27 protein-coding genes are annotated in these 26,128 nt (G+C 39.9%); 25 read left to right on the top strand and 2 right to left on the bottom strand.

Features of this window, described 5'->3' with window-relative positions:
• Window positions 1-222: 222 nt before the first annotated feature.
• The 5 genes from ACXAJH_RS06355 to ACXAJH_RS06335 all read left to right on the top strand — a co-directional run bounded on the left by ACXAJH_RS06355 (window position 223) and on the right by ACXAJH_RS06335 (window position 4,136).
• A complete protein-coding gene (locus ACXAJH_RS06355) occupies window positions 223-435 on the top strand; it encodes a hypothetical protein (RefSeq protein WP_474993372.1) in 213 nt (70 codons plus the stop codon).
• Between the two features lie 79 nt (window positions 436-514).
• Window positions 515-1,465 (top strand): YqaJ viral recombinase family nuclease, encoded by a 951-nt coding sequence (locus tag ACXAJH_RS06350; RefSeq protein WP_474993370.1) that lies wholly within the window; start codon window positions 515-517, stop codon window positions 1,463-1,465.
• The gene (gene recT, locus ACXAJH_RS06345; protein ID WP_474993369.1) at window positions 1,465-2,331 is read left to right on the top strand and encodes a recombination protein RecT; all 867 of its coding nucleotides are present in this window, start codon (window positions 1,465-1,467) and stop codon (window positions 2,329-2,331) included. Before ACXAJH_RS06350 ends, recT begins: the two co-directional genes overlap by 1 nt.
• A 190-nt stretch (window positions 2,332-2,521) precedes the next feature.
• The gene (locus ACXAJH_RS06340) at window positions 2,522-3,316 is read left to right on the top strand and encodes a DnaD domain-containing protein (RefSeq protein ID WP_474993367.1); all 795 of its coding nucleotides are present in this window, start codon (window positions 2,522-2,524) and stop codon (window positions 3,314-3,316) included.
• Between the two features lie 10 nt (window positions 3,317-3,326).
• Window positions 3,327-4,136, top strand: a complete 810-nt coding sequence (locus ACXAJH_RS06335) for an ATP-binding protein (RefSeq protein WP_474993365.1) — start codon at window positions 3,327-3,329, stop codon at window positions 4,134-4,136.
• A 595-nt stretch (window positions 4,137-4,731) separates the two neighbouring features.
• Here ACXAJH_RS06335 and ACXAJH_RS06330 read toward each other — a convergent pair.
• The gene (locus ACXAJH_RS06330; protein ID WP_474993363.1) at window positions 4,732-4,977 is read right to left on the bottom strand and encodes a DUF2164 domain-containing protein; all 246 of its coding nucleotides are present in this window, start codon (window positions 4,975-4,977) and stop codon (window positions 4,732-4,734) included.
• Between the two features lie 148 nt (window positions 4,978-5,125).
• Entirely contained in the window at window positions 5,126-5,278 is a 153-nt protein-coding gene (locus ACXAJH_RS06325) for a Spo0E family sporulation regulatory protein-aspartic acid phosphatase (protein WP_474993361.1), read from the bottom strand.
• 535 nt (window positions 5,279-5,813) lie between these two features.
• Between ACXAJH_RS06325 and ACXAJH_RS06320 the strand changes: the two genes are divergently transcribed.
• The 20 genes from ACXAJH_RS06320 (at window position 5,814) to ACXAJH_RS06225 (ending at window position 26,109) form a co-directional block, all read left to right on the top strand.
• Window positions 5,814-6,020 (top strand): XtrA/YqaO family protein, encoded by a 207-nt coding sequence (locus tag ACXAJH_RS06320; RefSeq protein ID WP_474993359.1) that lies wholly within the window; start codon window positions 5,814-5,816, stop codon window positions 6,018-6,020.
• Window positions 6,021-6,127: 107 nt separating this feature from the next.
• Window positions 6,128-7,042: a hypothetical protein gene (locus ACXAJH_RS06315; RefSeq protein ID WP_474993358.1), complete on the top strand. Its 915-nt coding sequence runs from the start codon at window positions 6,128-6,130 to the stop codon at window positions 7,040-7,042.
• A gap of 114 nt (window positions 7,043-7,156) precedes the next feature.
• Window positions 7,157-7,567, top strand: a complete 411-nt coding sequence (locus ACXAJH_RS06310) for a DNA-binding response regulator (RefSeq protein ID WP_474993356.1) — start codon at window positions 7,157-7,159, stop codon at window positions 7,565-7,567.
• Window positions 7,568-7,638: 71 nt separating this feature from the next.
• Entirely contained in the window at window positions 7,639-7,887 is a 249-nt protein-coding gene (locus tag ACXAJH_RS06305; protein ID WP_474993355.1) for a hypothetical protein, read from the top strand.
• 196 nt (window positions 7,888-8,083) lie between these two features.
• Window positions 8,084-8,305 (top strand): hypothetical protein, encoded by a 222-nt coding sequence (locus ACXAJH_RS06300; RefSeq protein WP_474993353.1) that lies wholly within the window; start codon window positions 8,084-8,086, stop codon window positions 8,303-8,305.
• Window positions 8,306-8,393: 88 nt separating this feature from the next.
• On the top strand, window positions 8,394-8,843 hold the full coding sequence (locus ACXAJH_RS06295) for a terminase small subunit (RefSeq protein WP_474993351.1): 450 nt from the start codon (window positions 8,394-8,396) through the stop codon (window positions 8,841-8,843).
• On the top strand, window positions 8,833-10,119 hold the full coding sequence (locus ACXAJH_RS06290; RefSeq protein WP_474993349.1) for a PBSX family phage terminase large subunit: 1,287 nt from the start codon (window positions 8,833-8,835) through the stop codon (window positions 10,117-10,119). Before ACXAJH_RS06295 ends, ACXAJH_RS06290 begins: the two co-directional genes overlap by 11 nt.
• Window positions 10,120-10,130: 11 nt before the next feature.
• Window positions 10,131-11,567 carry a phage portal protein gene (locus ACXAJH_RS06285; protein ID WP_474993348.1) on the top strand — a complete coding sequence of 479 codons (1,437 nt, stop codon included), beginning with the start codon at window positions 10,131-10,133 and terminating at the stop codon, window positions 11,565-11,567.
• Between the two features lie 9 nt (window positions 11,568-11,576).
• On the top strand, window positions 11,577-12,530 hold the full coding sequence (locus ACXAJH_RS06280) for a minor capsid protein (protein WP_474993346.1): 954 nt from the start codon (window positions 11,577-11,579) through the stop codon (window positions 12,528-12,530).
• Window positions 12,531-13,033: 503 nt separating this feature from the next.
• Window positions 13,034-13,645: a DUF4355 domain-containing protein gene (locus ACXAJH_RS06275; RefSeq protein ID WP_474993344.1), complete on the top strand. Its 612-nt coding sequence runs from the start codon at window positions 13,034-13,036 to the stop codon at window positions 13,643-13,645.
• Window positions 13,646-13,665: 20 nt separating this feature from the next.
• Window positions 13,666-14,604 carry a phage major capsid protein gene (locus tag ACXAJH_RS06270; RefSeq protein ID WP_474993343.1) on the top strand — a complete coding sequence of 313 codons (939 nt, stop codon included), beginning with the start codon at window positions 13,666-13,668 and terminating at the stop codon, window positions 14,602-14,604.
• 14 nt (window positions 14,605-14,618) lie between these two features.
• On the top strand, window positions 14,619-14,933 hold the full coding sequence (locus ACXAJH_RS06265) for a hypothetical protein (RefSeq protein WP_474993342.1): 315 nt from the start codon (window positions 14,619-14,621) through the stop codon (window positions 14,931-14,933).
• A gap of 4 nt (window positions 14,934-14,937) precedes the next feature.
• Window positions 14,938-15,273: a phage head-tail connector protein gene (locus tag ACXAJH_RS06260; RefSeq protein ID WP_474993341.1), complete on the top strand. Its 336-nt coding sequence runs from the start codon at window positions 14,938-14,940 to the stop codon at window positions 15,271-15,273.
• 301 nt (window positions 15,274-15,574) lie between these two features.
• Entirely contained in the window at window positions 15,575-15,922 is a 348-nt protein-coding gene (locus ACXAJH_RS06255) for an HK97-gp10 family putative phage morphogenesis protein (protein ID WP_474993340.1), read from the top strand.
• A 410-nt stretch (window positions 15,923-16,332) separates the two neighbouring features.
• The gene (locus tag ACXAJH_RS06250; protein WP_474993339.1) at window positions 16,333-16,869 is read left to right on the top strand and encodes a phage major tail protein, TP901-1 family; all 537 of its coding nucleotides are present in this window, start codon (window positions 16,333-16,335) and stop codon (window positions 16,867-16,869) included.
• A gap of 56 nt (window positions 16,870-16,925) precedes the next feature.
• Window positions 16,926-17,303 (top strand): tail assembly chaperone, encoded by a 378-nt coding sequence (locus ACXAJH_RS06245; RefSeq protein ID WP_474993337.1) that lies wholly within the window; start codon window positions 16,926-16,928, stop codon window positions 17,301-17,303.
• Window positions 17,304-17,344: 41 nt separating this feature from the next.
• On the top strand, window positions 17,345-17,680 hold the full coding sequence (locus ACXAJH_RS06240) for a hypothetical protein (protein WP_474993335.1): 336 nt from the start codon (window positions 17,345-17,347) through the stop codon (window positions 17,678-17,680).
• Window positions 17,673-20,420: a phage tail family protein gene (locus ACXAJH_RS06235; protein ID WP_474993334.1), complete on the top strand. Its 2,748-nt coding sequence runs from the start codon at window positions 17,673-17,675 to the stop codon at window positions 20,418-20,420. Before ACXAJH_RS06240 ends, ACXAJH_RS06235 begins: the two co-directional genes overlap by 8 nt.
• A gap of 13 nt (window positions 20,421-20,433) precedes the next feature.
• Window positions 20,434-21,933: a distal tail protein Dit gene (locus ACXAJH_RS06230; protein ID WP_474993333.1), complete on the top strand. Its 1,500-nt coding sequence runs from the start codon at window positions 20,434-20,436 to the stop codon at window positions 21,931-21,933.
• Window positions 21,934-21,954: 21 nt separating this feature from the next.
• Window positions 21,955-26,109 carry a phage tail spike protein gene (locus tag ACXAJH_RS06225; RefSeq protein WP_474993332.1) on the top strand — a complete coding sequence of 1,385 codons (4,155 nt, stop codon included), beginning with the start codon at window positions 21,955-21,957 and terminating at the stop codon, window positions 26,107-26,109.
• Window positions 26,110-26,128 lie beyond the last annotated feature (19 nt).

Raw genomic sequence — 26,128 nt, 5'->3', positions numbered from 1 at the left:
ATAGCCACCCGGATGGCGGTCCAGGTGACTAACAGCATAACCATAGCTCACTCAAAAGCTGATTAGATAATACCACGTTATGTAGTGTTTAGCAAAGTGCCACAGAAGTATTCGACAGGCTCAGCCTGTCGTTGAGACCAGAAATGTCCCCCCCTTTAAATGTGACGTTCATGCACATTTCTGGTTTCAACGATGCGCTGGCATCAGAAAGAAGGTGAGCATATGAATCATCCTGTAATTCAGCAGATTGAAAAGACAGGAAACCCTCTGGGGTTATATGAAACGAATCACTTTGGTTTGGACGCTTTAGGAAATGAAGTGTTTGATGGCGATGTGATTTATGAGCTAAATGAAGAGTTTTTCTTAAAAGAAGAGTTGTTCCAAGAGTCCATTGAAATTCTAGAGTCACTTGGAGCAGAAGAAAAGAAGGTATAAAAAAAGACCACGCTGCAACGTGAGTCTTAAAGAAAAGAACTTTGACAACATTATATCAGAAATCCTGAGGAGGTCCAATATGGGGATAACAGCACAAGTTCTTAAGAGTACAGCTGATATGCAGGAAGAAGAATGGCTGGAGTCACGCAGGAAAGGCATAGGTGGCTCCGATGCAGCTTCTATTGCAGGTTTTAATAAGTGGAAGTCTCCCATTGTCGTTTATATGGAGAAAATCGGAGAGGTAAAATCTGATTCCTCTAATGCAGAAGCTGCCTACTGGGGCCATGTAATGGAAGCAACGGTTGCACAAGAGTTTAGTAAAAGGACAGGCCTTAAGGTTAGGAAGAGGAATGCTATCCTGCAACATCCGGAACACAATTGGATGTTGGCGAATGTGGACCGGCTAATCGTTGGAAAGAATGAAGGTCTTGAATGCAAAACGGCTAGTGAGTACCTCAAGGATGAATGGGATGGAGAAGGGATTCCGATGGCGTATTTGCTCCAATGTCAGCACTATATGGCTGTTACTGGTGCTGATGCCTGGTGGGTTGCTGTACTTATAGGTGGGAATAAGTTTGTTTATAAAAAAGTTGATCGTGATGAAGACTTGATAGGAAACCTGATTGAGCTTGAAAAACAGTTCTGGGAGGACCACGTTCTTAAACAATCTCCTCCAGAGATAGATGGATCCAGTGCTTCTGTTGACTTCATTAAAGCTATGTACCCAGATGCAAATCCGGATAGTGAAACGGAGTTAGATGCAGATTCCGATAAGCTGATGGCGGCCTTGGAGCAAATTAAGGAAGAAGAGAAGGATCTGAAAACAAGAAAGAACGAGTATGAGAATCGTTTGAAACAGAAGCTTGAAAACTTCGAAAGAGGATTTACCAATCAGTATGTTGTTACTTTCAAGAACCAGGAAAGAAGAACGATTGATTCCAAACGACTTAAAGCTGAACAACCTGATTTGTATGAGCAGTACACCAAAGTAAGCAAATCCCGTCCACTCAAATTCAAGGAGGCTAAATAATGGCCACAAATAGTACGGCGAAGAACCAATTGGCTAATAAAAAGAACAGCAGCAACACTCCTCAACAATCTAGTAATCAAATGAACACTATTCAAGCATATCTCAAAAAGATGGGTCCTGAGTTTGAAAGGGCCCTTCCAAAACATATGGATGCAGACAGGCTTGGGAGAATTGCTATGACTACAATCAGGCAGAACCCTAAGCTTTTGGAATGCTCTATACCTTCTTTAATGGGCGCTGTTATGCAAGCAGCTCAACTCGGGCTTGAGCCCGGGTTAATCGGACATTGCTATTTGGTCCCGTTTTATAACGGAAAGATGAAAGAGACTGATGTTCAATTCATCATCGGGTATAAAGGGATGATTGATCTTGCTCGACGCTCTGGCCACATAGAAAGTATATACGCTCACACTGTCCATGAGAACGATGAATTCGAATATGAATTAGGTCTCCATCCAAAGCTCGTACACAAGCCTTCTACAGGCGAAAGAGGCGATATGGAGTTCGTCTATTCCGTTGCTCATTTTAAGGATGGAGGCTATCAGTTCGAAGTCTTTAGCCGTACGGATGTAGATAAGGTGAAGGAAAGATCTAAAGCTGGAAAGTTTGGCCCTTGGCAGACCGATTATGAAGAAATGGCTAAGAAGACAGTTATCCGTCGAATGTTCAAGTACTTGCCTATAAGCGTAGAGATTCAAAATGAGGCTACTAATGATGAAACAGTTCGTAAAGACGTGACAGAAGAGCCGGAGTCCGTTTATGATCAAGAGTTTATTGATATCCCTACTCAAGAGGATATTCCTGGCCAAGAAAAAGAAGAAAGGTCTAACTTATCTCCTGAACAAGCTGCCATGGATCTTGAATGAAGAAAATAACTATAGCCATCCCGCATTGCTATGTGTGGATGGCTCAACAGTCTATGAATCCTAAAACACTATACAAGAAGTATGTAAGAAGTTATGTGCGTAATACCTGCCCTGGTTGGGAGTTAGGACGAATCCAGGGTCTTAAGGCCATTATCGTCAATAAGTAAGCTGAGGGGAGGGACAGATAGATATGCAAGGGTGGATAAAGCTTCACCGAAGAATTATGGAGAGCGATACATTCCAGACATTGAAATTAAATCAAAAAATGATAGCCATCTATCTGCTATTGAAAGCAAACCACACAGACAGTGTTTGGACAGATCAATACAAGGGGTTACAGGTGAAAGTAAAAAGAGGTCAAGTTGTCACCTCCCCTCAAAAAATAGCTGAGGAATGGTTTGGTAAAGATAAAGAAATCACGAGGCAGGTTGTAAGGACGACTTTAAGCAAATTAGAAAAACTCGATTTTTTAACCAAGGAATCAACCAAGCACTATACCCTTATAACCCTTGCCAACTACGGTCTTTATCAAGAAGAGGACCACCCATCTAACCAACCGGATAACCATTCGTTAACCATGCATCAACCAGGCATTAACCATGCGTTAACCACAAACAAGAATGATAAGAATGATAAGAATGTAAAGAATGATAAAGAACTAGATAATAATAAAGGCTCGGAGAATCCACACACTTTCTACGAGCAGAACTTCGGGATTCTTAAACCTTTCGTGAGCCAGAACATAACTGAATGGGCTGCAGAAATGTCAGACGAGATCGTTATCGCGTCTATGAAGCTAGCAATAAAAAATAACAAAGCTCACTTCGGCTACTGTGAAGCTATCTTACGTGACTGGCAAGCCAAGGGAGTTCAAAGCTTGGAGGATGCACGAGCCACCCAGCGAAGTAACACGGTATCTAAACACTCAAATGTTACGCCAATCAGACAGCCTGAGAGGCAGAAAGAATATAATTACGGATTTTAGGAGGTAGTTTATGCAGGGCTTAACGCAAGACGGCCAAATCTTACAGCCGGAAAAACAAGTGATTGATTTTTATACTTGTGATGGCTGTCAACAACAGGTGGAGCGAAGTCAGATGAAAATCCCACTGGGTCCTCACAAAGGAGAATGGACGACAGTGGAATCTGGATGTAAGTGCGAGGATATTGCTCTTGCACAACAGGCTCTTACACAGAGGAATCAAGCCATATACAAAAAAGCCTTCCGGATATTTGATCAGCATTCGTTGATGAACAAGTCTTTACAAAAAGCGAACTTTGATAATTATCGTGCACCTACGCAGCAGTTAGGACAAGCCAAAGAAGACCTTTTGGATTATGTGGCCACCTTCTCAGAGGATTCTAGCAACCTTCTTCTCGTTGGCCCTTACGGTACTGGAAAGAGTCATCTTGCTGTCTCTGTTACCAAAGAATTGATGAAGCAAGGCAAGAGCTGCTTGTTCTTATCGGTGCCTAAGCTGTTTACGAAAATCAAGCAGACCTACAACGAGGATAGCCAGTTTAGTGAAAACCAGATTCTTGAATTGATTCAGAGCATGGATTTACTGGTCTTGGATGATCTGGGGACGGAATACACCAACGCTAAAGACGGGCAAAGCAGCTGGGGCCATACAAAGCTCTTTGAGGTCCTGGATGATCGATCAGGAAAGCCTACACTTTTTACAACCAATTTAAAAAGTGATCAGCTTGAGAAGAAGCTGAATGAACGGAATTTCTCAAGGCTTATGGACGGTACAGAGGTAATCAAAATGGATGGGCCGGATTACCGGAGGAAGGGGTTTTAGAATGTGTGATATATGCAATGGAACAGGCCGTGTAGTTCACAAACTGGGTAATAAGGGGAGACTTGGTGCTTCATTTATTCCATGTCCAAATGGCAGTTGTCAACGAAAAGCTCAAGAAAGGACAGATCAAGCTATTAGACGGTTAAAGCTTGAATTGGCGAAATTAGAAGAGATTTCAGCATGAAGGTTAGTGAATTGGAACATAAGACAGCGCACGTGAAGGGCCAGCTTCACACTAGGGGAGTATTCGGCACAGCAGGGCTTACTTATGATGAACTTGTTAGAAAGTTAGCTCTGAATAAGGTATTTGAGATAGATAAGAGTAGTGAACAGAATAAGTGGTTTTAAAGGAAGGATAGCTTGAAATTGTCAATATCAGATAAACAAAAGGTTAGAGAGGTAGCAGACCGAAAGGAAGATTTAAAGAATTACCTTTATCGTGTAGGCATTACTGAATCCCATGATGGGAGAGATATAGAAGGATTAAGCTTGTTTTCACTCGAGCACCTAACGATTTCGATAAAAGCCAACCAATTACGAAAATGAAATTATCAACAAAAAAAGAGTGAACCAATAAAGGTTCACTCTTTGGAATTTATCGTATAGAAGGAGTTTCGAGTGTTCTTACTTCTTCTTCAATAGAAGAGTATTGTGTTTGCAACACAGTTATCGCATCGTTCACCGCATTATTATAAAAGTGAGAGGCTAACGAATCTTTAAAGAAATCCAGAATGCTTTCCGCAGCAAACTCAGACAGTTCTTCATCTCTTTCTCTCAAGAAGAACTGTTGGATTTCTTCAACCATCATTTGTCTCTGTTCTTTAGTTAATTTGTATTTCATATGATCACTCCTTTTTAAACAACAGGAGTATTATATAACGCTGCTAATATGCTTTGAAGACTTTAATTTTATCGATATCTGTGTACAACGGTTGTTAGATATTTTAGAGAGTTCTCACAATATAAAGAGCATTTACAAGGAAAGGACGTTATTGGCAGATTCTCATAAATCTGTTAAGCAGCACATCAAGTTCTTGAGATTTAGTAACAGATTTAGAGTAATTCTTTTCGACAAGGTAGGCATGGTGCATTTCTTCACGTTTGAGGTCAATTTGGTGTTTTAAGTTTTCGCAAATATCCATGCTGAAGCCTCCTTTAAAGTTTGGACTGAATGATTATACCAAAACCTTTAAAGGAAAATCCCGCCAAAATGTGCTCGTAAACTAACATTATAATGAAATGAGAGAGAAGACCTAGCGCTGATTTGGGATAACTTGAATGTCCATCAATCCGCACTTAGGACATTGTATCCAGAGGATGGTTACGTAGGTATCTTCCAATGGCCTAACTATCAATTGGGTTATTACTGAGTCTTTATAATGGCAATTCGTACATCTTCTCTTTATGTATTGTCCTACTTGGTGCTTTGTCACGGTTTACCTCCATTGGAATAAATATCTTTTAGAGGTATAGAGTAACCTGCATACAAGTATATAAGCAAGAAGAATATTAAAAAGTTAAAGTGACTCACCAGAGAAGACGGGCATTGTCATGTATGGTTTGGTGAGCCACCAAAGGTATTATCTCCTTTACGACTAGAGAATATACAAAAAAAAGCTGAGAGCAGCGCCCTCAACTTGAATCTGACAATTCAATTATAACACGGGGGTTTGCTTTATGCGATTGAATCAATTACCGATAGAAATAGCAGATGGGAAAATAAATTTAGAATTAGATATTAAGGAAGGAGATACTCCGATTTGTGTCGTATTTTCAGATGGGAAAGTTAAAATGACAACTTTGCCTGATCATGGTGAGACGAAAGTTGTGACTCATCAAGGGAAGGTGAAGAGGGTTAAGTTTGATGAGGGGGAGGAGTTTTAGCAACTATTCATAATTAATACCCTTCACCAAAATGTATGGTAAGAGGATAAAGGTACTATTGGGAGGAGAATATAAAGGTTATCCTCAGGTATAAAGGGGGCTATATTTTGGGGAAATATTATATGAGATATGTATGGAGTAGATTTAAAATCAAATTCATTGCAATCATTAAAGGGATTTTTATTGCTCTCATGTTAACCTTATTGGTTTTCTTATCCTATCATATTCTAAAACAGGTTATGAATCAAAATAACGAGGGCGTATTAGGATTGTTCATAGGGTCATTATTAACAGGTATCGTTACTTTTATAGGTGGATATTATATTAAAAAGAAAGAATTTAATCTCAATCTTTTAACTGAGAAGAATATGAATATATATTGTCCACTGTATGATAGTATAGGAGATTTTATACGTGAGTTTGAAAATAAAGTTTTTCCCACTAAAGTAATTACATTTGAGGATGAGTGTTATCCATCTGAAAATATCAAATATATGTTATGGAACGATATAAAGAAAGACCGAAGGATCTTAGAAGTTAATCCATATATAAAACATATGTTTGATTCTTTTCATAATTCATTGAATAAATACAACTCTAAATCTGATTTTTTTTTGAGTGCAGTGAATTCAATTGTGCATTCTACATTGACAGATTATATTAAAGAAACTAAAGGTAATGAATATAATATATTTGTAGATGAATTATCTTTCCAAGGGGCCGTGACTTATTTTAACATCTCTTCGGAATTTGCAAACAACCTAAGATACCTCACTTATGAAACATATAAAGATAATGAAGTTCCAAATTCACCTTGTTCAGCAGTGGCCTATATAACTAATGATGAAGAAAAATTAGGAGAAATCTTGGTGAAAATCAGAGAAGGAGTAGATACAAGCGAAGAAGTAAAAGATTTTAAGGAATATCGAAATACACTTTTTAATCATGCTAAAGAAATCCAAGACATTATGGGTATTCATATTTCAAAAATAAATAAGAAACTGCAAAATCATGATTTTTAAATAACTTTAATTTATTTTTGGGTTATTGTTCTACCAGCCAACTGGAGGACACAAATTGATTGTGTATCACACTCAATTTGTGTCCTTTTTTATATATTTGAGGAGGGAATGTGCATGAATAAAAAACAAATCGAAAATACACTACGTGATTACAACTGGATTATTAATGAGATAAAAAGGCAGCGAAACTTATTGAATGATGCTGGCACTAACCTTGTAGCTCAGTCGGGGATTGAATCGACTCTTCCTAAGGCTCAAGGACAAACCGGTGATCCAGTAGCTCGTGAGGTAGTTCGTCGAGATAAAAAGCATTCGTGGATTCAAAAACTGGAGTTTAAAGTTTCCTTCATCCAGGAACGTATTTCTGTGATTGAGGAAGAAAGGGAGAGGGCAGTATTAGAATGTTTACTTGATGGAATGAGTATGGTAGCCATTAGTACACACATGGGCTTATCGAGAAGACATATCTATAATATTAAGGAAAATATAGTTGAGCGACTCATGAATTGCTATATTTTACAATGAGTGCATTGTTATTAGGGGGTATTATTGGTATCATACTCTTTTATAGATTGTTTAATGAGGAGCCCTTTGAGATGAAATTCAGTGCTATATATCTTGATAAAAAGAGATTGGGTGTATCAGGGTGTTATTCTCTAAGGTTAGGTGGAGCTCTGGTTTGTGAATTTGATAGGTCAATGCCGTATACACAGCTTAAAGCCTGTTCGAATTTAAAGGTACATAATATTTGTTTGGTAGATGAGGGTGGAGAAGAGTATTTGTATGGCGGCCCTTTCTATTGTGAGGAAAAGCTTGGTTTGTTGATTTTTACGCCAGAATTTTAATTCACACAATGCACACATTTCCCGAAAGATGACACGAACTGACCAGGGTGTGTAAACTGGATGGCAGGACGGACAGGAAGACATCCCAGGCCAGGAAACAAGAATAACTTATTAAGGAGGCACCCTAACGGGTGTCCTTTTTTAGAAGGTATTTATTTCTTTTTGCCGAATTAATCTTTTGGAAGGAGGGATATCAATGGAATTTAAAATTTCAATTCGATTCGGTAAAGAAGAAAGCGTAGTAAATAGGGTGAATGCGGAAACTCAGGAAGAGGTTATGGAGAACATTCCTGAAGGAGGCATTTATACTTTTACAGACTATAGAGGCGTATTGCAACGCGTTAATCTTGATTTAGTAACCTCTATATCCGTGAATCAGATAGGTAAATCAAGGGCCTCTGCACAGAGTGGTTGGTAATAAAGAGAATTAAAGCACTCCATTAAGGGGTGCTTTTTTATGGTAACAACTGAATTAGCGATTAGCGCAAGGGGGAAGGTGTTATGTAATGGGCAAGATGACAGAAAAACAGAGACGATTCGCAGATGAATACATTAAGACAGGGAACATTTCGAAATCATATAAAGTTGTATATCCTAACGTGAAAAAGGATTCAGCAGCGAGAGCTTCTGGAAGTAGACTGCTAACAAAGGCTAACGTAAAATCCTATATTGATGAACGATTAGAGGAGTTGAAAAAGGACTCCATAGCTGATCAGGATGAAATACTCCAATACCTCACATCTGTTATGAGAGGACAAGTTACAGATGAACAGTTACTTGTGTTAGGTGATGGTGACTATGGTTCTGAAGTAGAGCGTCATGATAAGCGTTCAGATACCAATGATCGAACGAAAGCAGCAGAGCTCCTGGGAAAACGTTACGTTATGTGGACCGAGAAGAACCAAGTGGAAAATGTGACTCCTGTATTTGTAGAGGATGTACCTGATGAAGACTGATCAACTTAAGATCTCCATTAGAAAAATTATAGGTGAAGGCTACAACCGGTTCTGGAACAATAAACAATTCTACAGGGTGGTTAAAGGATCCCGTGGTAGTAAAAAGTCCAAAACCACTGCTCTAAATTTCATTCATCGCATCATGAAGTACCCTTGGGCCAACCTACTCGTTGTCCGGCGATACTCAAACACGAACAAGCAATCAACCTATACTGATTTAAAGTGGGCAGCTTCCATGTTGGGAGTTGCCCATTTGTTTAAGTTTAATGAATCGCTACCTGAAATTACTTATAAACCTACGGGCCAGAAAATCTTGTTCAGGGGCCTTGATGATGAGTTGAAAATCACCTCTATTACGGTTGATGTTGGTATCCTATGCTGGTCCTGGTTTGAAGAAGCATACCAAATAGAAACAGAAGAAAAATTCCGTACGGTCGTGGAATCCATCCGTGGTATGTACGAAGCTCCAGACTTTTTTAAACAAATTACAGTGACCTTCAACCCGTGGTCTGAAAGACACTGGCTTAAGAAGGTGTTCTTTGATGAAGAGACAAGGGAGAAAGACACCTTTGCTATTACAACTACTTTTAGAGTAAATGAATGGCTGGATGAAGTTGACCGGTCCCGTTATTTGGACTTGTACAGAACGAATCCTCGAAGAGCAAGAATAGTTGCTGATGGTGAATGGGGAGTTGCTGAGGGTCTGGTATTTGAGAACTTTGAAGTGAAGGACTTCAATATCCAGCAGAAGATTAAAGAAATCCAGGAAACAGCCCACGGCATGGACTTCGGATTCACTAATGATCCAACGACGGTTGTAAGCTCAATTGTTGATTTGGAAAACAAAGAACTATGGATTTATGACGACCATTATGAGAAGGCCATGTTAACAAAGGACATCTACGAAATGTTAGGTAATAAAGGATTGAATGAAACACCTATTACCGCGGATTCCGCTGAGAAACGGTTGATTCAAGAGTTAATCAATAAAGGGACCAGGAGAATGAGGGGATCAGTTAAAGGGTCCGGCAGCATTAATCAAGGCATTCTTTTTATACAGGGATTCAAAGTGTATATCCACCCACGATGTGTATATACAGTTGAGGAGTTCAACACATATACATTTGATCAGGACAAAGAAGGTAAATGGCTGAATACACCTATTGATGCTAATAACCATATTATCGATGCTCTCAGATATAGCCTGGAGCAATATCATCTGGGTGTTGAGAAGAAAACAGACACTTATAAAGCCCTGCAGAATTTAGGCTTATAGGAGGTGAGAATGTGGCAAGTGCAAAAGAGTTTGAATATGGTCTTCACGAATCAGATAACAATAAGCGCCGTTTTAGTAAGGAAGCGAATATCCAATACACTTATGAGTCGTTGGATGAGCTCTTGAATAACACCGAAGATTTATCAGCTATGATTAAGCATCATATTGAACACCAGCGGCCACGTTTGGATGAGTTAGATGATTATTACAAAGGTAATAATGCAGCTATTTCAGTAATGAATAGACGAAAAGAAGACGATAAGGCAGACCACCGGGCAAGGCATAACTACGCTAAATACGTTTCGAACTTCATGCAAGGTTTTCTTGTCGGTGTACCTATTGCAATGAGTCATACAGAGGACGCTGCTCAAAAGAGAATTGACGAGGTTAATAAAACTATAGAGAGTGATTCCTTAAATGCTGATCTCATCCTAGACTTGTCTATCTATGGTCGAGCTTATGAATTAGTGCACAGGAATCAAGAAGATCTAACGAAGGTTTACTTATCTTCCCCTTTAGAGACTTTCTTAATTTATGACAACACTATAGAAAAGAATATTGTGGCTGGAGTTAGATATTTCGTAGTTGGATACGGTCATGATAAGAAAATAAAGGTTTTGTTCTATACGCCTAATAAGATACACACATACTACACTTCAAATTTTGGTGACTATAACCTTACTTTTGACAGCACGGTCGAACATCCTTTTGGAAATGTGCCGATTAACGAGCATTCCAATAATCGATTCAGGCAGGGTGACTTTGAAAACGTACTGGATCTCATTGATTTGTATGATGCAGCTCAATCCGATACTGCCAACTATATGACAGATTTAAATGATGCCATGTTAAAGATTGTAGGAAATGTAGAATTGGATCCAGAGGAAGCAAAGAAGATGAAACAATCTAATATTATATTCCTTAAACCTTCTGCAAATAACGTAGAAGGCAAGGAAAGTAATGTGGATGCTGATTACATTTACAAACAATATGATGTATCAGGTGTAGAGTCTTATAAGGATAGGCTTCAGACAGACGTTCATAAGTTTACGAACACGCCTGATTTGACGGATGAAAACTTTAGTGGCCAGCAAACAGGTGAAGCGATGAAGTATAAGTTGTTTGGCCTGGAGCAAATCAGGATTAATAAGGAGCGTCTCTTTAAACGTTCTCTGAATCGTCGGTATCAGTTGATTGGTAATGTTATGAGCCTGGCGAGTGAAGCAAGTAAGAAAGACTTTGAGGGAATCACTTATAAGTTCACACCCAATCTTCCTAAGTCTACAAAAGATGCTGTTGATATGTTCAATAACCTCGGTGGAGAGCTTTCTCAAAAAACAACGCTTAAGACAATTCCTATGATCGTGGAAAATCCCGAAGAGGAAGAAAAGCAAATTGAAGAGGAACGCAGCACTCAACGCCAAGCTTCAAATTACATGGAGAACTGAGGTGGTTAGTTGGCACAGGGGAAAGAATACTGGATTCAACGTGAAAAAGATAATATCACTCGAGAGCAGATGAAGGACGAAGAAGTTGCGCGACAATTGGAAAGGATTACTCAGCAAGCCTTAAGAGAGGCTGAGAAAGAGATTTATTCTTTCTATGGTAAATATGCGGAAAGCAATCAGATTAGCCGTACGGAAGCTAAAAAGCGCGTTTCTGAGTTTGACATTCAAGCGTATGAAGAATTAGCAGCTAAGTACGTAAGGGATAAGAACTTTAGTAAAGAAGCCAATCAAATGCTCATGGCCTATAACACTAAAATGAAAGTGAATCGCCAAGAGCTTCTGATGATGCAGCTGAACGCCCATTTAGTTGCAATGGCTAATGGACAGGTTAATGTCTTTCAAGACTACTTTAAACAAGCTGGAGTAAGTGAAGTGGCCAGACAAGCAGGAATACTTTGTGCCAATATAGTGATATCTCAGGAAACGCTTCTATCTATCGTAGGGGCGTCTTTTTATGGTGCAACATGGTCTTCACGTATATGGAATGACATGGCTTCACTGCGGAGTGAGTTGGAAGTGATCATTAATAGCTCCATTGTTCGCGGAGTGCATCCATATAGGTCGGTGGCCAAGATCAAAGAGCGCTTTAAAGTGAATACATTTGAGGCACGCCGTTTATTGATTACTGAGACAGCACGTGTTCAAACGGATGCTCAGAAGCTATCTTTTGAAGCTTTGGCAGAAGATGAAGTAGAGCAAGAGTACGAGTTTGTAGCTAAATTAGATGATAAAACTTCTGAGACTTGTGAAAAACTTGATGGGGAGAGGTTTAGAGTTGCTGAAATGACACCTGGTATTAATGCCCCTCCTATGCATCCTTTTTGTAGATCCGGAACAATGCTGGTAGTAGGAGAGTGGCGTGAGCAGTTCTTTTCTGATCGGAAGAAGAAATATATTCTGTAGTTTTGTCTTTTATAAAATGCTCTGCTAGTATTTATTGTTGCTATCGTTGAAAAAAACAAATGCAGCCTTAGAAGGGGGTGATTGATGTTGCGCAGATATCTTGTATTCTTATTTCCTGTCTTACTTGTTCTATCTTTACTTGTAGACGCTTATTTATTTACGACTTTTATTATTCTTGTGGCAGGGATAATATATTCTACAGTTCAAATCATTTTGAGAAGAGAATTAATCATTAATTTGTTAAATGTTATCTTACTCTTGATACCTGTACTTTATATATTCGCTTTACAGATTTCTTCAGGCTATTGGTAGTAAATACGTATAGATGCTTAGCAGTTTGAGTATTTATAGATAAATTACAATACTATCCGGGCTTTCAGCAAATAATTGAATAAGTTCTATAAAGGTAAGCACTAAACGGGCCATCATGGACTGTAAGGGGCTTATTTTTTATGGAATTAAAAGATATGTGTTAGGGACTGGATGGGATAAGGAGAATGAATGTGACTGAATGGCAAAGTAAATTATACCCGTTGAATCTACAGTTTTTTGCAGATGATGATTCCGGAGGTAAGGGCGAGGATAACCAAACCTCAGACGAAGATGACTCAGAGAACAATTCTGACCAAACTTTCACGCAATCTGATGTTGATTCGGCAATTAGTAAAGCAGTGGATAAGGCATTAAAAAATCAAGCTTCAAAGCTGGAGAAAGAAAAACAGCAAGCTATTGATGATGCAAAGAAAGATGCTGCTAATTACGCCAAGATGACAAAGGCTCAGCAGGAACAAGCTGATTATAATCAACGGTTGAAAGATTTAGAGGATCGAGAGCGCGAGTTAAACCTAAAACAACTTCATACAGAGGTAGAAGGGGACCTTAAAGAAGCAGGGTTACCCACGGATTTTGCAGGCTCATTAGTAGCACTGGATGATAATGAAAAGATTAAAGAGTCCATTTCTAATATCAAAAGGGTATTTGATGAAGCAGTTAACAATGCTGTTAAAGAAAAATTGAGACAAGATCCACCCCAGGAAGCTCAGTCCTTTAAAGGGCGACCATCCACTAGCAACAATTCACGTGCTGAAATGGCCAAGAAAGCAAGAATTATTTAATGAATAGGAGGATATAGAGTATGAGCAACCAACCATATTTGAAACTAAACCTTCAGCACTTTGCTGAACAAACATTTAACCCAGAAAACGTTATGATGAGTGACTCTAAGGAGGGTACGATCCCGAAAGATTTTGGCACATTAATCATGAACGATATGATGCAAAACTCTAAGATCATGCAGCTTGGTGTTTATGAGGAAATGAATAAGCAAGAGAAGGAATTTGATTATTTTGCTGAGGGTCCTGGAGCATACTGGGTTAATGAAGGAGAACGTATTCAAACATCCAAAGCTAAATGGCTGAAAGTTACCATGAAAGCTAAGAAACTCGGTGTCATCCTTCCCGTTTCTCGAGAGTTTCTGCAGTATAGTATGTCTGATTTCTTCGAGCAAATGAGGCCTAAGATTAGTGAAGCATTTTATAAAAAGTTTGATGAAGCAGGTATCTTAAATGTTTCAAATCCTTTTTCACAATCCATTGATCAATCTGTTACTGCAGCTGATCACGTAGTAGAAGGGGATATCACCGGAGATAACATTCTGCTGATGGAAGATGAACTCCTGGAAGATGACTTTGAAGCGAATGCATTTATTTCTAAAGCTCAAAATGCTACAGCTCTTCGCCAAGCAACTATAGGTGAAGGAAACCTGCAACAATCTATTTATGATCGCTCAAACAATCGAATTGATGGCCTACCTGCCGTGAATTTCAAATCATCTAACCTTCCAAAAGGCACACTTTATGCTGCAGACTTTGATCATCTCCATTATGGAATTCCTTTTGATATCTCATACAAGATAGCAGAAGAAGGTACCATTTCTACAATTGTTGACCAAGACGGTGAACCTATTAACCTATTTGAACGTGAAATGGTTGCTCTAAGGGCCACAATGGATGTAGCAATGATGATTGTTAAAGATGATGCCTTTGCTAAGTTAATGCCTGCTCCGGCAGTTTAAATGAGAAAGGGTGAATGAAAGTGCCTTATAAAGTAATTAGAGGTTTTCGAGATAAAAATACTCAAATACACTACCGGGAAGGGATGGAATATCCAGGAGGTAGCGTATCAGAAAAACGACTAGAAGAATTGATGTCTGAAAGTAATTCTATAAGCACTCCAGTATTAGAGGAAGTCGAAGGAGAGGCATTAGTTGGTTCCTTAAATGAAAACAATGCTTTCCAAAAAGAGTTCCCCCAGCATAAAGGAGGCCCATGGTACTTGCTATCAAATGGTGAAAAGATTCAAGGCAAAGAAGAAGCTATCCAAGCTGAAAAAGAACTGACGTGATGTAATGGATATAATTCTTAAAAACGTGAAAGTAGTCTTAGGCATAGATGATAATCTCCAGGATAGCGTTTTGACCATTCTTATTAATAATGCACGTTCTCATCTTGAGGTTTGGTTAAAAAAGCACGCTGATATAGAGGGGGTTCCTAATGAGCTAATGTTTATCATTGAGGAAATGGTTATTAATAGGTTTCAAAAATTGGGGAGCGAAGGGATGAAATCGGAATCAATTGAGGGAAAGTCAGTCAAGTACATGGAAGATGACATTAAACCCTATTGGTCTATTTTAGAAACGTACATTCCTAAACCAAATGAATCTGGAAAGGTTTCGTTCTTCTAATGAGATATGCAGATCGCGTTACTCTTCACAAAGTCGTAGGCAGTGGGTACAACCCACAAACGGGAAAGAATGAAGTTCAGGTAGATAAAGGGATAACTCTTCCCTGTAACAAATCGCCTGTGAGCCTGGAGAAAACAAAAGCTATCTTTGGATCAATCAACAAGGAAGTCACATCAGTTAGGTTGCAGCGTCCTTTTAAGGGAAACGCGGATAAAGCGAAGGTAAATAAAAAGATATTTAACGTTCTTCGACATGTAGCGTATAAGTCGGAGAGCGTTTTTTATTTAGAAGAGGTGAGTGCATGGAATTAGATGGATTAGATGCGTTACTTACCAAACTGGATAAGATGCAAGAGGATATTGATGATGATGTCGATACAGTTGTAAAAAACAATACCATAGAGATGACCGACAAAGTTAAAAACAACGAAAGGTCACGTTTTAATAAGGGATATTGGACAGGTCATACCTTAAGGAATACCAAGACTATGAAGATTGGAGAACTGGAATATAGCACATTAGTGGACTCAGAATATGCTGGGTACCTTGAATTCGGTACCCGTTTTATGGATCCAACTTGGTTTTTAAGAGATGCCTTCCACGAGCAGAAGGAGCAATTGCAAAAAGATTTAGACAGACTTTTAAAGTAGGTGAATAAATGCTGTCACCCCAGATTCAATTATTTAATGCTGTTTTCACATCGTCTCTGAAACTTGGCTATAAAACCATAGATTATTCTCCTGCAACGGATGAAAGTCTTCCATATCCATTTGTATTTGTAGCTGAGACAAACAGCGAAGATGTTGTGAACAACAAGGATGTTATAACGGGGAACTTGAGACAAACGGTACATGTATGGGGGTATGCCCGTGATCGATCATTATTTACAGAAATGGTCTACAACATTGAGATGAAACTGAGACATTTAACAAAGTTAAAGAACTATTGCTTAGAACTGACTGGATTAAGTTCTAATCAGATATTCGATAACACCACACAGGAAAATTTACTCCATGGAACGATTGAGGTGGAGTATAAAGTTACGTAAGGAGGAAAAGTAATGGCCGATATTGCTAAAGGGGTACACAAGGTATTGTACTTTCGTAAGCTTGGGGAAGCTGCAGAGGGTGCAAAGTTGGTTTTTCAGACAGAACATTCTAAATCATATTCTCGAGAAAGGGAGAAAACAGAAACAAAAGATGGGCCGGTTTCCGGCTCCTCAGTCTTAGAGGACGAAGTCAGTATCTCTGCCCTACAGTCTAAAGACGACCCTACATTCAAAATGTTAGAGGATTCTATCGTTGAAGATTTCCCTATTGAAATGTGGGAAGTTGATTTATCAACGAAAAATGATGACGGGACAAGCACAAAGTTTAATGCAGAATATCGACAAGGATACATCACGGAATGGGAACCCACAAATCCTGCAGAAGGAGATGCAGAAGTAGAAGGGACATATATGACAGAAGGGACCCGTCGAAAAGGGCAAGTAACACTCCCGGATGGAGACCTTCAAACTTTATCCTATGTATTTCATGACCTTCTTTCAGAGGATGTAGCTGATGATGGACTGGCTCCTACGGGTCCTGCTGTTTAAGAGAGAGGCTTTCCTCTCTCTTTTTCTATATAAAAATTTAAAGGTGGAATTAAATTATGCATATCAACTTTAATGGAAGAGAAATCCAATTGGTTTTTGGACTACGAACCCTCACAGAAATTGACAGAGAACTAGGGTTTGAAATTGAAGGAGCTAGTTTGGGGGAAGGGCTGGAAATGCTAATCCCTAAGCTCCAGACAGGAAATATTGTAGGTCTTTCTAAAATTATTAAAGCAGCGACCTCTCATGATAAAAAGTCACCTACTACTTTTGAGGAACTTGAAGAAGTCCTTGATGATATTGCATCTAATGAAGGTTTTGAAACTTTTGGATCGCAGATCATTGAAGAATTGGGAAAGCGACCTATGACCCGAAGCCTTCTACCGGAAGACCTAAAAGAACAGGAGAAGAAAGCCAGTCTCGAGACGGTTTAACTTACACCGAGATTGTTATATACGCTCTTAGAAAATTAGGGGTGGAGCGACTAAACGATGTTGAAATGATGACTTTATCTGAGTTTCACTACAAGCGTTATGCAGAAGAATATAAGGAAATTGACGAAGAGTATCGACTCCATAAATTAGCTTTTCTAATTAGGAATGCGAAAGCTACAAAGAATACCGGGACTGAGAAAAAACCAAAAGAAGAATATCAATTTAAAAACTTTGATGACTTTTTCGATTATGAAAAAGCATTGAAACTTATTGATGAACCATTTGAAGAGAAAAAAGAAATGGTATCGACTGCGAAATTAACTCCAGCACAAATAGCGGCTCAGCATAATAGCAGGAAGGGGGGATGTAATGGGTGAGTATTCTATTGAGGCCGAATTAAAGGCTAATGCCAGTAAATACAAGCGTGCGATCCAATCTGCTAAACGAGTAACCGAGAAATTCAAAAAAGAGTCAGAGTCCATTAAAGAAGCTCATTTAGATGCTGATGCTTCACCTTTGAAACGTAACTTGAAAAAAGCGCGCAAAATGATGAACCTATTTGCTCGAAACAAAGCTAAGGCAGAAGTCGATGTTAGTGTCGATGATTCAGAAGCAAAACGGAAAATGGGATTTCTAATGGCTGTGAAAACGGCTTTAAATAAGAAAGTTGTTATACCAATAGAAGCGCGTATTAATAACTTTCAACAGACCATGGGGCGGATAGCTAATTCTATCCAGGCATTTGGAACAGTAGCAGGTAATACGTTCAGAGGATTAGGAATCATGGTTTCTTCAAGCCTTGTGCCGATCATTGCATCCATGGTTCCGGCTATCATGGCCGTTGGTAATACTTTGGGTGTTGTAGCTTCTGGCGCGGTTGCTCTTGGAGCTGCCTTTGGTATTGCCGGTAGTGCTGCTATTGCTTATGGGGCGGCCGCAGCACCTACGATTAAATCTATAATTGATGGAACAGCAGAATCCACAAAAGAGAACCTTAAGGCTACAAAGCAATTAAACTCCATGAAAAGTTCTTGGGAGAAGGTTCAGGAAGCTATTGCTCCTCAGGTAGCCTCTGCTTTTGGAGATGCAATGGCAGGTCTAGAAACTATCATTGATTCCTTGAGTCCCATGTTTGAAAGTATGGCTGATACAGTGACTCAGCTATCTGATCGTTTTAAGACTTTTTTTGAGTCTTCAGCTGCACAGTCCTTCTTTGATTACTTAAACACGAGTGCAGCGCCTATTCTTGAGAAGTTAGTCAATGGAATATCAGGGTTTATTGAAGGACTCATGAACCTTACCGTGGCTTTTGCTCCTTTAACTGATTTTATGAGTGCTGGCTTTGAGAGTATGGGGAAGTCTTTTGTTGGGTTTACTCAACGTGTAGCCGGGTCAAAAGAATTAGAGTCTTTTATTCAATATGTAAAAGAGAATCTCCCTATTATAAGAGGCATCTTTGGCGACGTATTTAAAGGAATTATAAATTTATTCGTTGCGTTTAGTGATAATAGCTCCACTGTCTTTGACTCATTATCTTCAATGGCGACTAAATTTAGAGAGTGGTCTTCTACGATAGCTAAATCTGATGGGTTTCAGAAATTCATTCAGTATGTACAAGAAAACGGCCCTAAGGTGGTTGACCTGATCGGTAATGTGATTACGTTTATAGTCAACCTTGGCATTGCATTAGCTCCAATGGGAGCAAAAATATTAGAGCTATCCAATCAATTCATCAGTTGGACAAATTCAATGATGGAAAGTTATCCGATGATGGGGCAGATCATTGCTTGGGTTACAGTGTTATCTGGTGCGCTGATTGCATTCATACCTAATATAGTAGCCTTTCAGTCTGCATTTGGTGGTGCTTTTAAGGCAGTTTGGACTGCCACCGGTTTATTAAGAGCAAAGATGATTACTGGTTTAACTATGATGGCTAAGTCCATGGCTACTACTCTAAAAAAAGCTGTAGTATGGGCTGGTAAGATGGTTGTTCAATTAGTAAAGGTTGGAGCTAAATATGCATGGCTGGGAATCAAATCACTTATCCATGCTGCAAAGATTGCGGCTTCATGGTTTATTGCCATGGGACCGGTAGGATGGGTAATAGCAGGAGTTATTGCTCTTGCAGCCATTATTATTGCGAACTGGGATAAGATTGTATCTTTCACAAAAAAGTTAGCTAAGGTCGTATCTGAAAAGTTCATTGAGATAAAGAACAAAGTCACGAAGAAGGTTGCTGAGTTAGTAGCGAAAGCAGTTATGAAGTGGCAGCAATTTAAAACCAAAGTTCAAGCTAAAGCTGCTGAAATGCTTGCGATTGCTAAGATGAAATTCAATCGTATAAAAGCGGCTATTACTTCAAAAGTTCGTGAAGCTGTTAAAAATTCAGTTAATAAATTTATTGAGTTGAAGAACAATATTCAGAATAAAATCCAAGCAGCGAAGCGAATTGTTCAAGAAAAGTTTGAGCAGATACGTTCTGCTATTCGGGACAAAATTCAGCAAGCTGTTAGCTTGGCCAAACAAAAGTTTGATGATTTGCGTAATGCGATTAAGAATAAGATCGATCGAGCGAAGGCTATAGTTCAGAATGGTATGGATCGCGTTAAATCAATTTTTGACGGTCTTAATTTATACAAGTCGGGGAAAGCCATCATTCAATCGGCTATTGATGGATTGAACGCAATGAAATCAAAGATTACAGGAACTGTTGAAAATATTGTTGGAGCTGTTCGGGATTTTTGGCCATTCTCTCCAGCGAAACGAGGCCCATTAAGTGATATTCATAGAATGGACTTTGGCGGGCCAATTAGCAATTCGATCAAGAAAGCTAAATCGGTTATTACAAAATCAACTGAAAAACTGGCTCAAAAAACCTCCGATTCTTATAAGCCTGATTTGAAGGTCGGAAGTCATAATATCCGATCAAGTCTTAGAGGGTTAAAACGAAAAAGCGCTGCTAAGGTTCAAAGTGGAGTAAATGCTAGTGTTGAAGTTCAGCAAAAGCAACCGGCAAATATTAATGTAACTATCGGGAGAAATAGTTACAGAGCATTCGTAGAGGATATCACTAACGAACAAGAGCTAAGAAAGGAATTACAACGTCACTTTTCATAAAGGAGACATTTTGATGTATGAATTTGTGGATCTAACTGAGAAGGGTACAAGGAATGTCTCCTCTTCTATTCAAACCATTTTTAATGATATCAACTTAGATAAATCATTAACTGATGAGAGGGGAAGTTTTCAAACACTTACAGTTCAGGGGAGATCTAATGTTATAAATAGGATTGCTACTCAGGAAGTCGTGGGTATGGACGGGCTTTTAGAATCTGAGAGAGCAACATTAAGTGAACGTTCTGTTACGGTAAAATACCAAATTGAGGATCAAACAAATCGCGGTTTAAGAGCTAGATACAACGAATTAAATCTAAAATTGCAAGGAAGTCAACAACAACTTAAGTTCACCGATGAAGAAGCGTATTTTTACGGTACTTTGAGCAAACATGAAGTACCGGAAGAAGAGAGCAATACACTTGTAGGGAAGATAACCTTTCTTTGTTCCAATCCCATAAAATATGGTGAGGAATATGAGGCTTTTCTAAAAAGTGATGAATCTACAATCGTTGAAGTGATGGGTACGGCAGCTACAAAGCCAGTTTTTGAATTAGATATCTTGCAAAAAACCACGTACGTCTTAGTAGCTAAAAGTGACCAAGAGTACATGATGATCGGACAACCTCACGATGTTAACAATGAGGCATTTGAAAAGTACGAAACTATATTATTTGATGATGCCTCCAGTATCACTGGGTGGACATCAGCAAATGCAGGTGAGATTAATGGCACAATAACTGGAACAATGAGTTCAAATGGCTATCGATTTCAGACGGTTGACTATGGTGTAGGATCCTCGTGGCATGGGCCAGCTATTAAGCAGGGGTTGGTTAATCCTATTTCAGATTTTCGAGTGGAAGCAAGAATGACATTTAGCAATACTGAGGCTGAAGATATTGGACGTATTGAAGTGTATGGTTTGGACATTAATGGAAACCAACTGTTTAAGTTGGCCATGAAGGATATCTTAGGCGGAAAGAGAAAAGCTTTTGGCGAAGCTCGTGCAGGTGGAGGTGTTACTAATCATTTCTTAATTGCTGAATCTGGAGATAAAGGTTGGGAATGGAACGACTTTGAGGGGTTGTTAAGAGTAGAACGAGATGGCCGTGAATGGCGTGCATATATTGCTCAAATTACAGATGGACGACACACAGCTTCAAGAACCTCGGATGTTTGGACAGATCATGAGGGGAGTTTTACAGCTGAGTTAGCACAGGTTGTTTTCCATTCTGCTCAGAACAGCACGTTCCAATTTCCAATGCAAGGGCTGGACTCCATACGTGTAGAGAAGATAAACCAAAGTCCTAAAGGAGTACCGTATATTGTTGGTCCTGGTGACAGAGTCATCTTTGATCATAAAACTAATGAGGTTTTTATAAATGGGGAGCTTCGAAAAGATTTAAAGAATCTTGGTGCTCGCCATTTTTCAATTTCTCCTGGTGAAACTATTATATCCCTTCTTCCAACAGAGAATTTAGCAGGGAGAATGAGTTGGGCGCCGGCTTACATTTGATAGAGAAAGGGAGGTGTATAGATGGAACAAAGTGAGACGCTACTTCATATTTTTGATAAGCAATCCGGGGCGATGCTGGATTACGTCAGTGAAGAAGAATACTGGGCAGACGAACGCGTACGAAAACTTGATAAGCAACAAGATACTCTTATTTTTGAAACTTATTCGGGTCGCTCTTTTTCGAGATATCTTCGGGACCGCAATCTATTGTTGGTTAAAAATAAAAAAAGCCATGGGTATTCTGAATTTATAGTAGAAGAGAACAAACCTTATTTAGATGTAGACGGATTAAGAAAACTCATGGTTTATACGTCTGCTAGTTACGTTGAGATTAAGAAGCAGAAAATCATAGACCCCCAAGAAACGGGAGCTTTAACCGCGGATCAACATGTCACTGCAGCAGTAAGTGGAACAAGATGGACAAAAGGAAGGGTTGATTTCGAAGGCGTAAGGTCTATTAATTTCAAGGAACATACAAATCCATTGGAATATTTGCGGATAATAGCTCGAGAGTTTGGCCTCGAGTTACATTTTAGAGTCGAGACAGATGGTTTAAAGGTCACAGGTCGCTATGTAGATTTAGTAGAGCACGTCGGTGCTTTCCGCGGCTATGAGGCAACGATTGATAATAATCTACAAGGGATAGAAAGACACGAAAATAAACGTAATATCGTCACTGCTCTTGTTGGTGTTTCTCCCTCCGATGAAAATGGTCAGCGCAATACGGTTTTCGTGAGTGATGAGGATGCTTTGCGTCGTTGGGGAGATAAAGGTAATCACTTGATTGAAGCCTATTACCCTGAATCTACAGACCGAAATATGACAATTGAAAGGTTAACAACTCTAACAAGGAATGAATTAAACAAGAGGGTTAACAGCACTGTTAGTTATTCCGCGCAATTAGCAGTAATGGCAAAACGAGCAGGCATTAAGGAAGTTGAATTGCATTTCGGGGATAGCATTAGAATTAAAGATGAAAATTTCAGTCCTCCTCTTTATTTAGAGGCTAGAGTTTATGTGATGAAAGAGTCCATAAAACAGGATGGGCTTGTAGAGGTGGAGCTTGGCGATTACGTCGAGTATTCGGAAGAAGAGGTATTTTCTTTTTGGCGGGAAATACAAAAGGAAGTATCCCAAAAAGTTACAGATGCTAAGCTGAGAAGGTATGCTGAGCCAAAGAAAGTAAGAAGCACTACTCCTCCTGAGGACAAAAGAGCAATATGGATCAATACTTTAGGTGAAGAAGATGTATGGTTCACTTATGATTATAATAAAAGTAAATGGAAGCCAGGACCGAGTGGTCCTCAAGGTGTTCCTGGTCCTCCCGGAGAAGATGGCCGAAGTTTATATACCTGGATTAAATTCGCTGATTCGATTACTGGAGAATCTATGGACGATAATCCAAACGGTAAAAAGTATATTGGTATCTCGTATAATCGTAACTCTCCAGAAGAGTCTACAGATCCAAGTATGTATCATTGGAATCAACTAACCGGAGACCAAGGTGTCCAGGGACCTCCAGGAGATAATGGTCACCCAACTTACACTTGGATTAAGTACAGTAGCAATTCTCAAGGTAGTGACATCACAGATGACTCTGTGGGAGCTGAATATATTGGGCTGGCTTATAATAAATCATCGCCTGCAGAATCAAGCGATCCAAAGGATTACACATGGTCAAAGGTTAAGGGTGATAAAGGAGATCGTGGTAAGCAAGGGGAACAAGGCCCCCAGGGAATTCAAGGACCTAAGGGTGCTGACGGGAATCCCACTTATACCTGGATTAAGTATGCTGATAACGCTCAAGGCGAAGGAGCAAGTAATTTTCCGATCGGTAAAAACTACATCGGTTTAGCTCATAACAAAACGTCTCCAACGGAATCATCTAATGCAAATGATTACATGTGGACACGGATTTTAGGACCGAAAGGAAATACGGGTCCACAAGGTCCGCAGGGGGATACCGGAGCCAAGGGTCGTACAGGTGACAGGGGACCTCAAGGTGATGAGGGTCCGCAGGGTATCCGAGGCCCTGCAGGTGAGGACGGAAAACCGACTTACACGTGGGTGCGTTACGCTGACAACGCTCAAGGCGACGGTATCTCAAATTACCCTTCTGGAAAGTCTTACATCGGGATTGCTACGAATAAGGCTACGTCAACAGAGGGCAGTAACCCATCGGACTACACATGGAGCCGTTACGAAGGGCCTAAAGGAGATAAGGGTTCCACCGGCCCGCAAGGACCTGAAGGCAATAAGGGAGACAAAGGGGATCGAGGTCCGCAAGGTATCCAAGGACTAAAAGGAGCCGACGGAAATCCGACTTATACGTGGATCAAGTACGCTGACAACGCACAGGGAGACGGTGCAAGCAACTATCCCTCCGGTAAAGAGTACATCGGTATTGCGTATAACAAATCTTCTCCGACGGAATCCACTAATTCGGACGATTACACTTGGACGAAAATCCTAGGCCCACAAGGCCCGACCGGCCCGAAAGGAAGCCCCGGCTCACAAGGACCGCGAGGCCCCGAAGGGTCTCGAGGCTCTACCGGCCCGGAAGGACCGAAGGGGGACAAGGGTAACACCGGCTCCCGAGGCCCAGAAGGACCAAAAGGGAATACCGGCCCGCAAGGTATTCGAGGACCATCCGGGGAAGACGGAAAGCCTCGCTACACATGGGTTCGATACGCCGACGACGCCCAGGGCAATGGAATCTCGAACTATCCTTCAGGAAAATCCTATATCGGTATCGCAACGAATAAAACGACAGCTGCCGAAAGTACCAACCCGAGCTATTACACGTGGAGTCGTTATGAAGGACCAAAAGGTGATAAAGGGGCCACCGGCTCTTTAGGTCCCCAAGGCCCTATAGGAGATCGTGGTCCCTTGGGTCCAAAAGGGGAAAAGGGTGATACGGGTTCTCGCGGTCCAGAAGGTCCCCAAGGCCCGAATAGAATTGATGGAATGACAGACATTGAGTTCGGAATCATTAATGAGGACCACATAGGTGTTCGTGATCTTTCTGCTATTACGGCTAACCTTGGTAAAGTTACAGCTGGGAATATTACCACTCAGGCTTTTATTAATGTGGGAACAAACTTAGGTGTAGGGGATACATTGTTCATTGGGACTCCAGGTGACTATGTCAATTCAAAAAAAATAATTTTTGAGCCGGAACAACCTGTTGATCCCCAAGGGCAACCGACTATATATGGACACCATATTGAAGCAAATGGTCCAGGTGGAAAAGGAACTCTAGACCTCGGAGGAACAACAAAAATCTTTAGTCCGACCAAAGTGGAAATCTATTCAGACCGAACAGAGTTTGGTGCTTTTAGTGATGGTATATGGACAGAGTCGGAAATGATTGGGTATGCCGATGCTATTATGAAGTTTTCTGATGCAAATGTTTCACATGATGGAGCATCCTACGGTGGTTATTTCAAATTTGAAAACGACGGATCTGTTAGCAGTTCGTTACTAACCGCAGGTGGAATACGGCTGCATAAGATGCTTCATTTCACAGAAGGTCCCTTTATTGATTCTTCATCTGGCCATTTAAGACTTTACCGTGATGGTGGTAAGGATGCCATTAAAATCCTAAATAATAAAATTTACTTCCACATGAATGATGGAGGATCCAAAATTCAATTTGAATATCTGGATAACGATCACGGGCATAGAATGATAGACTTCGGAAGCTTGAAGCTTAAGGCTTTGGCCAGTGGGTCACAGATACAAGTTCGTAATGGAAATGATACTGGGTACACTCAAGTTACTGCCAGTGATTTTGTGACAGCTTCTAAGAAAGAATTCAAAACCAATATCCATCCTTATGAAAAAACAACACTTGAATCTCTAAAAAAATGGGGTGTCTATACTTACACTCTTAAGGATTATGATCAACATTATTCCGGTGAAATCAATGATAGGTACCACTTAGGACATATGTTTGAAGAAGTACCCACGCTTTTACAACGCGGAGATGGAATCGACTTATATGCTTTGTCAGCTTTTCAGACCAAAGCTTTACAGGAGCTTATAAAGTTTATTGAAAATCAGGAGGAAAGGTTGGAGCAGATTGAAAAAGAGAACAGCGTGCTGAGAGATAAAAACGCAGCATTAGAAAAAAGGATAAGTAAACTAGAGGAACTATTGCTAAACGCTGACTAGGCGTATTTTTTTATGTCCA

Source organism: Halobacillus sp. ABD4_316, from assembly GCF_056161385.1.
Note: the sequence above shows the minus strand (reverse complement) of the source record. Positions and strands in the feature narration are given on the sequence as shown.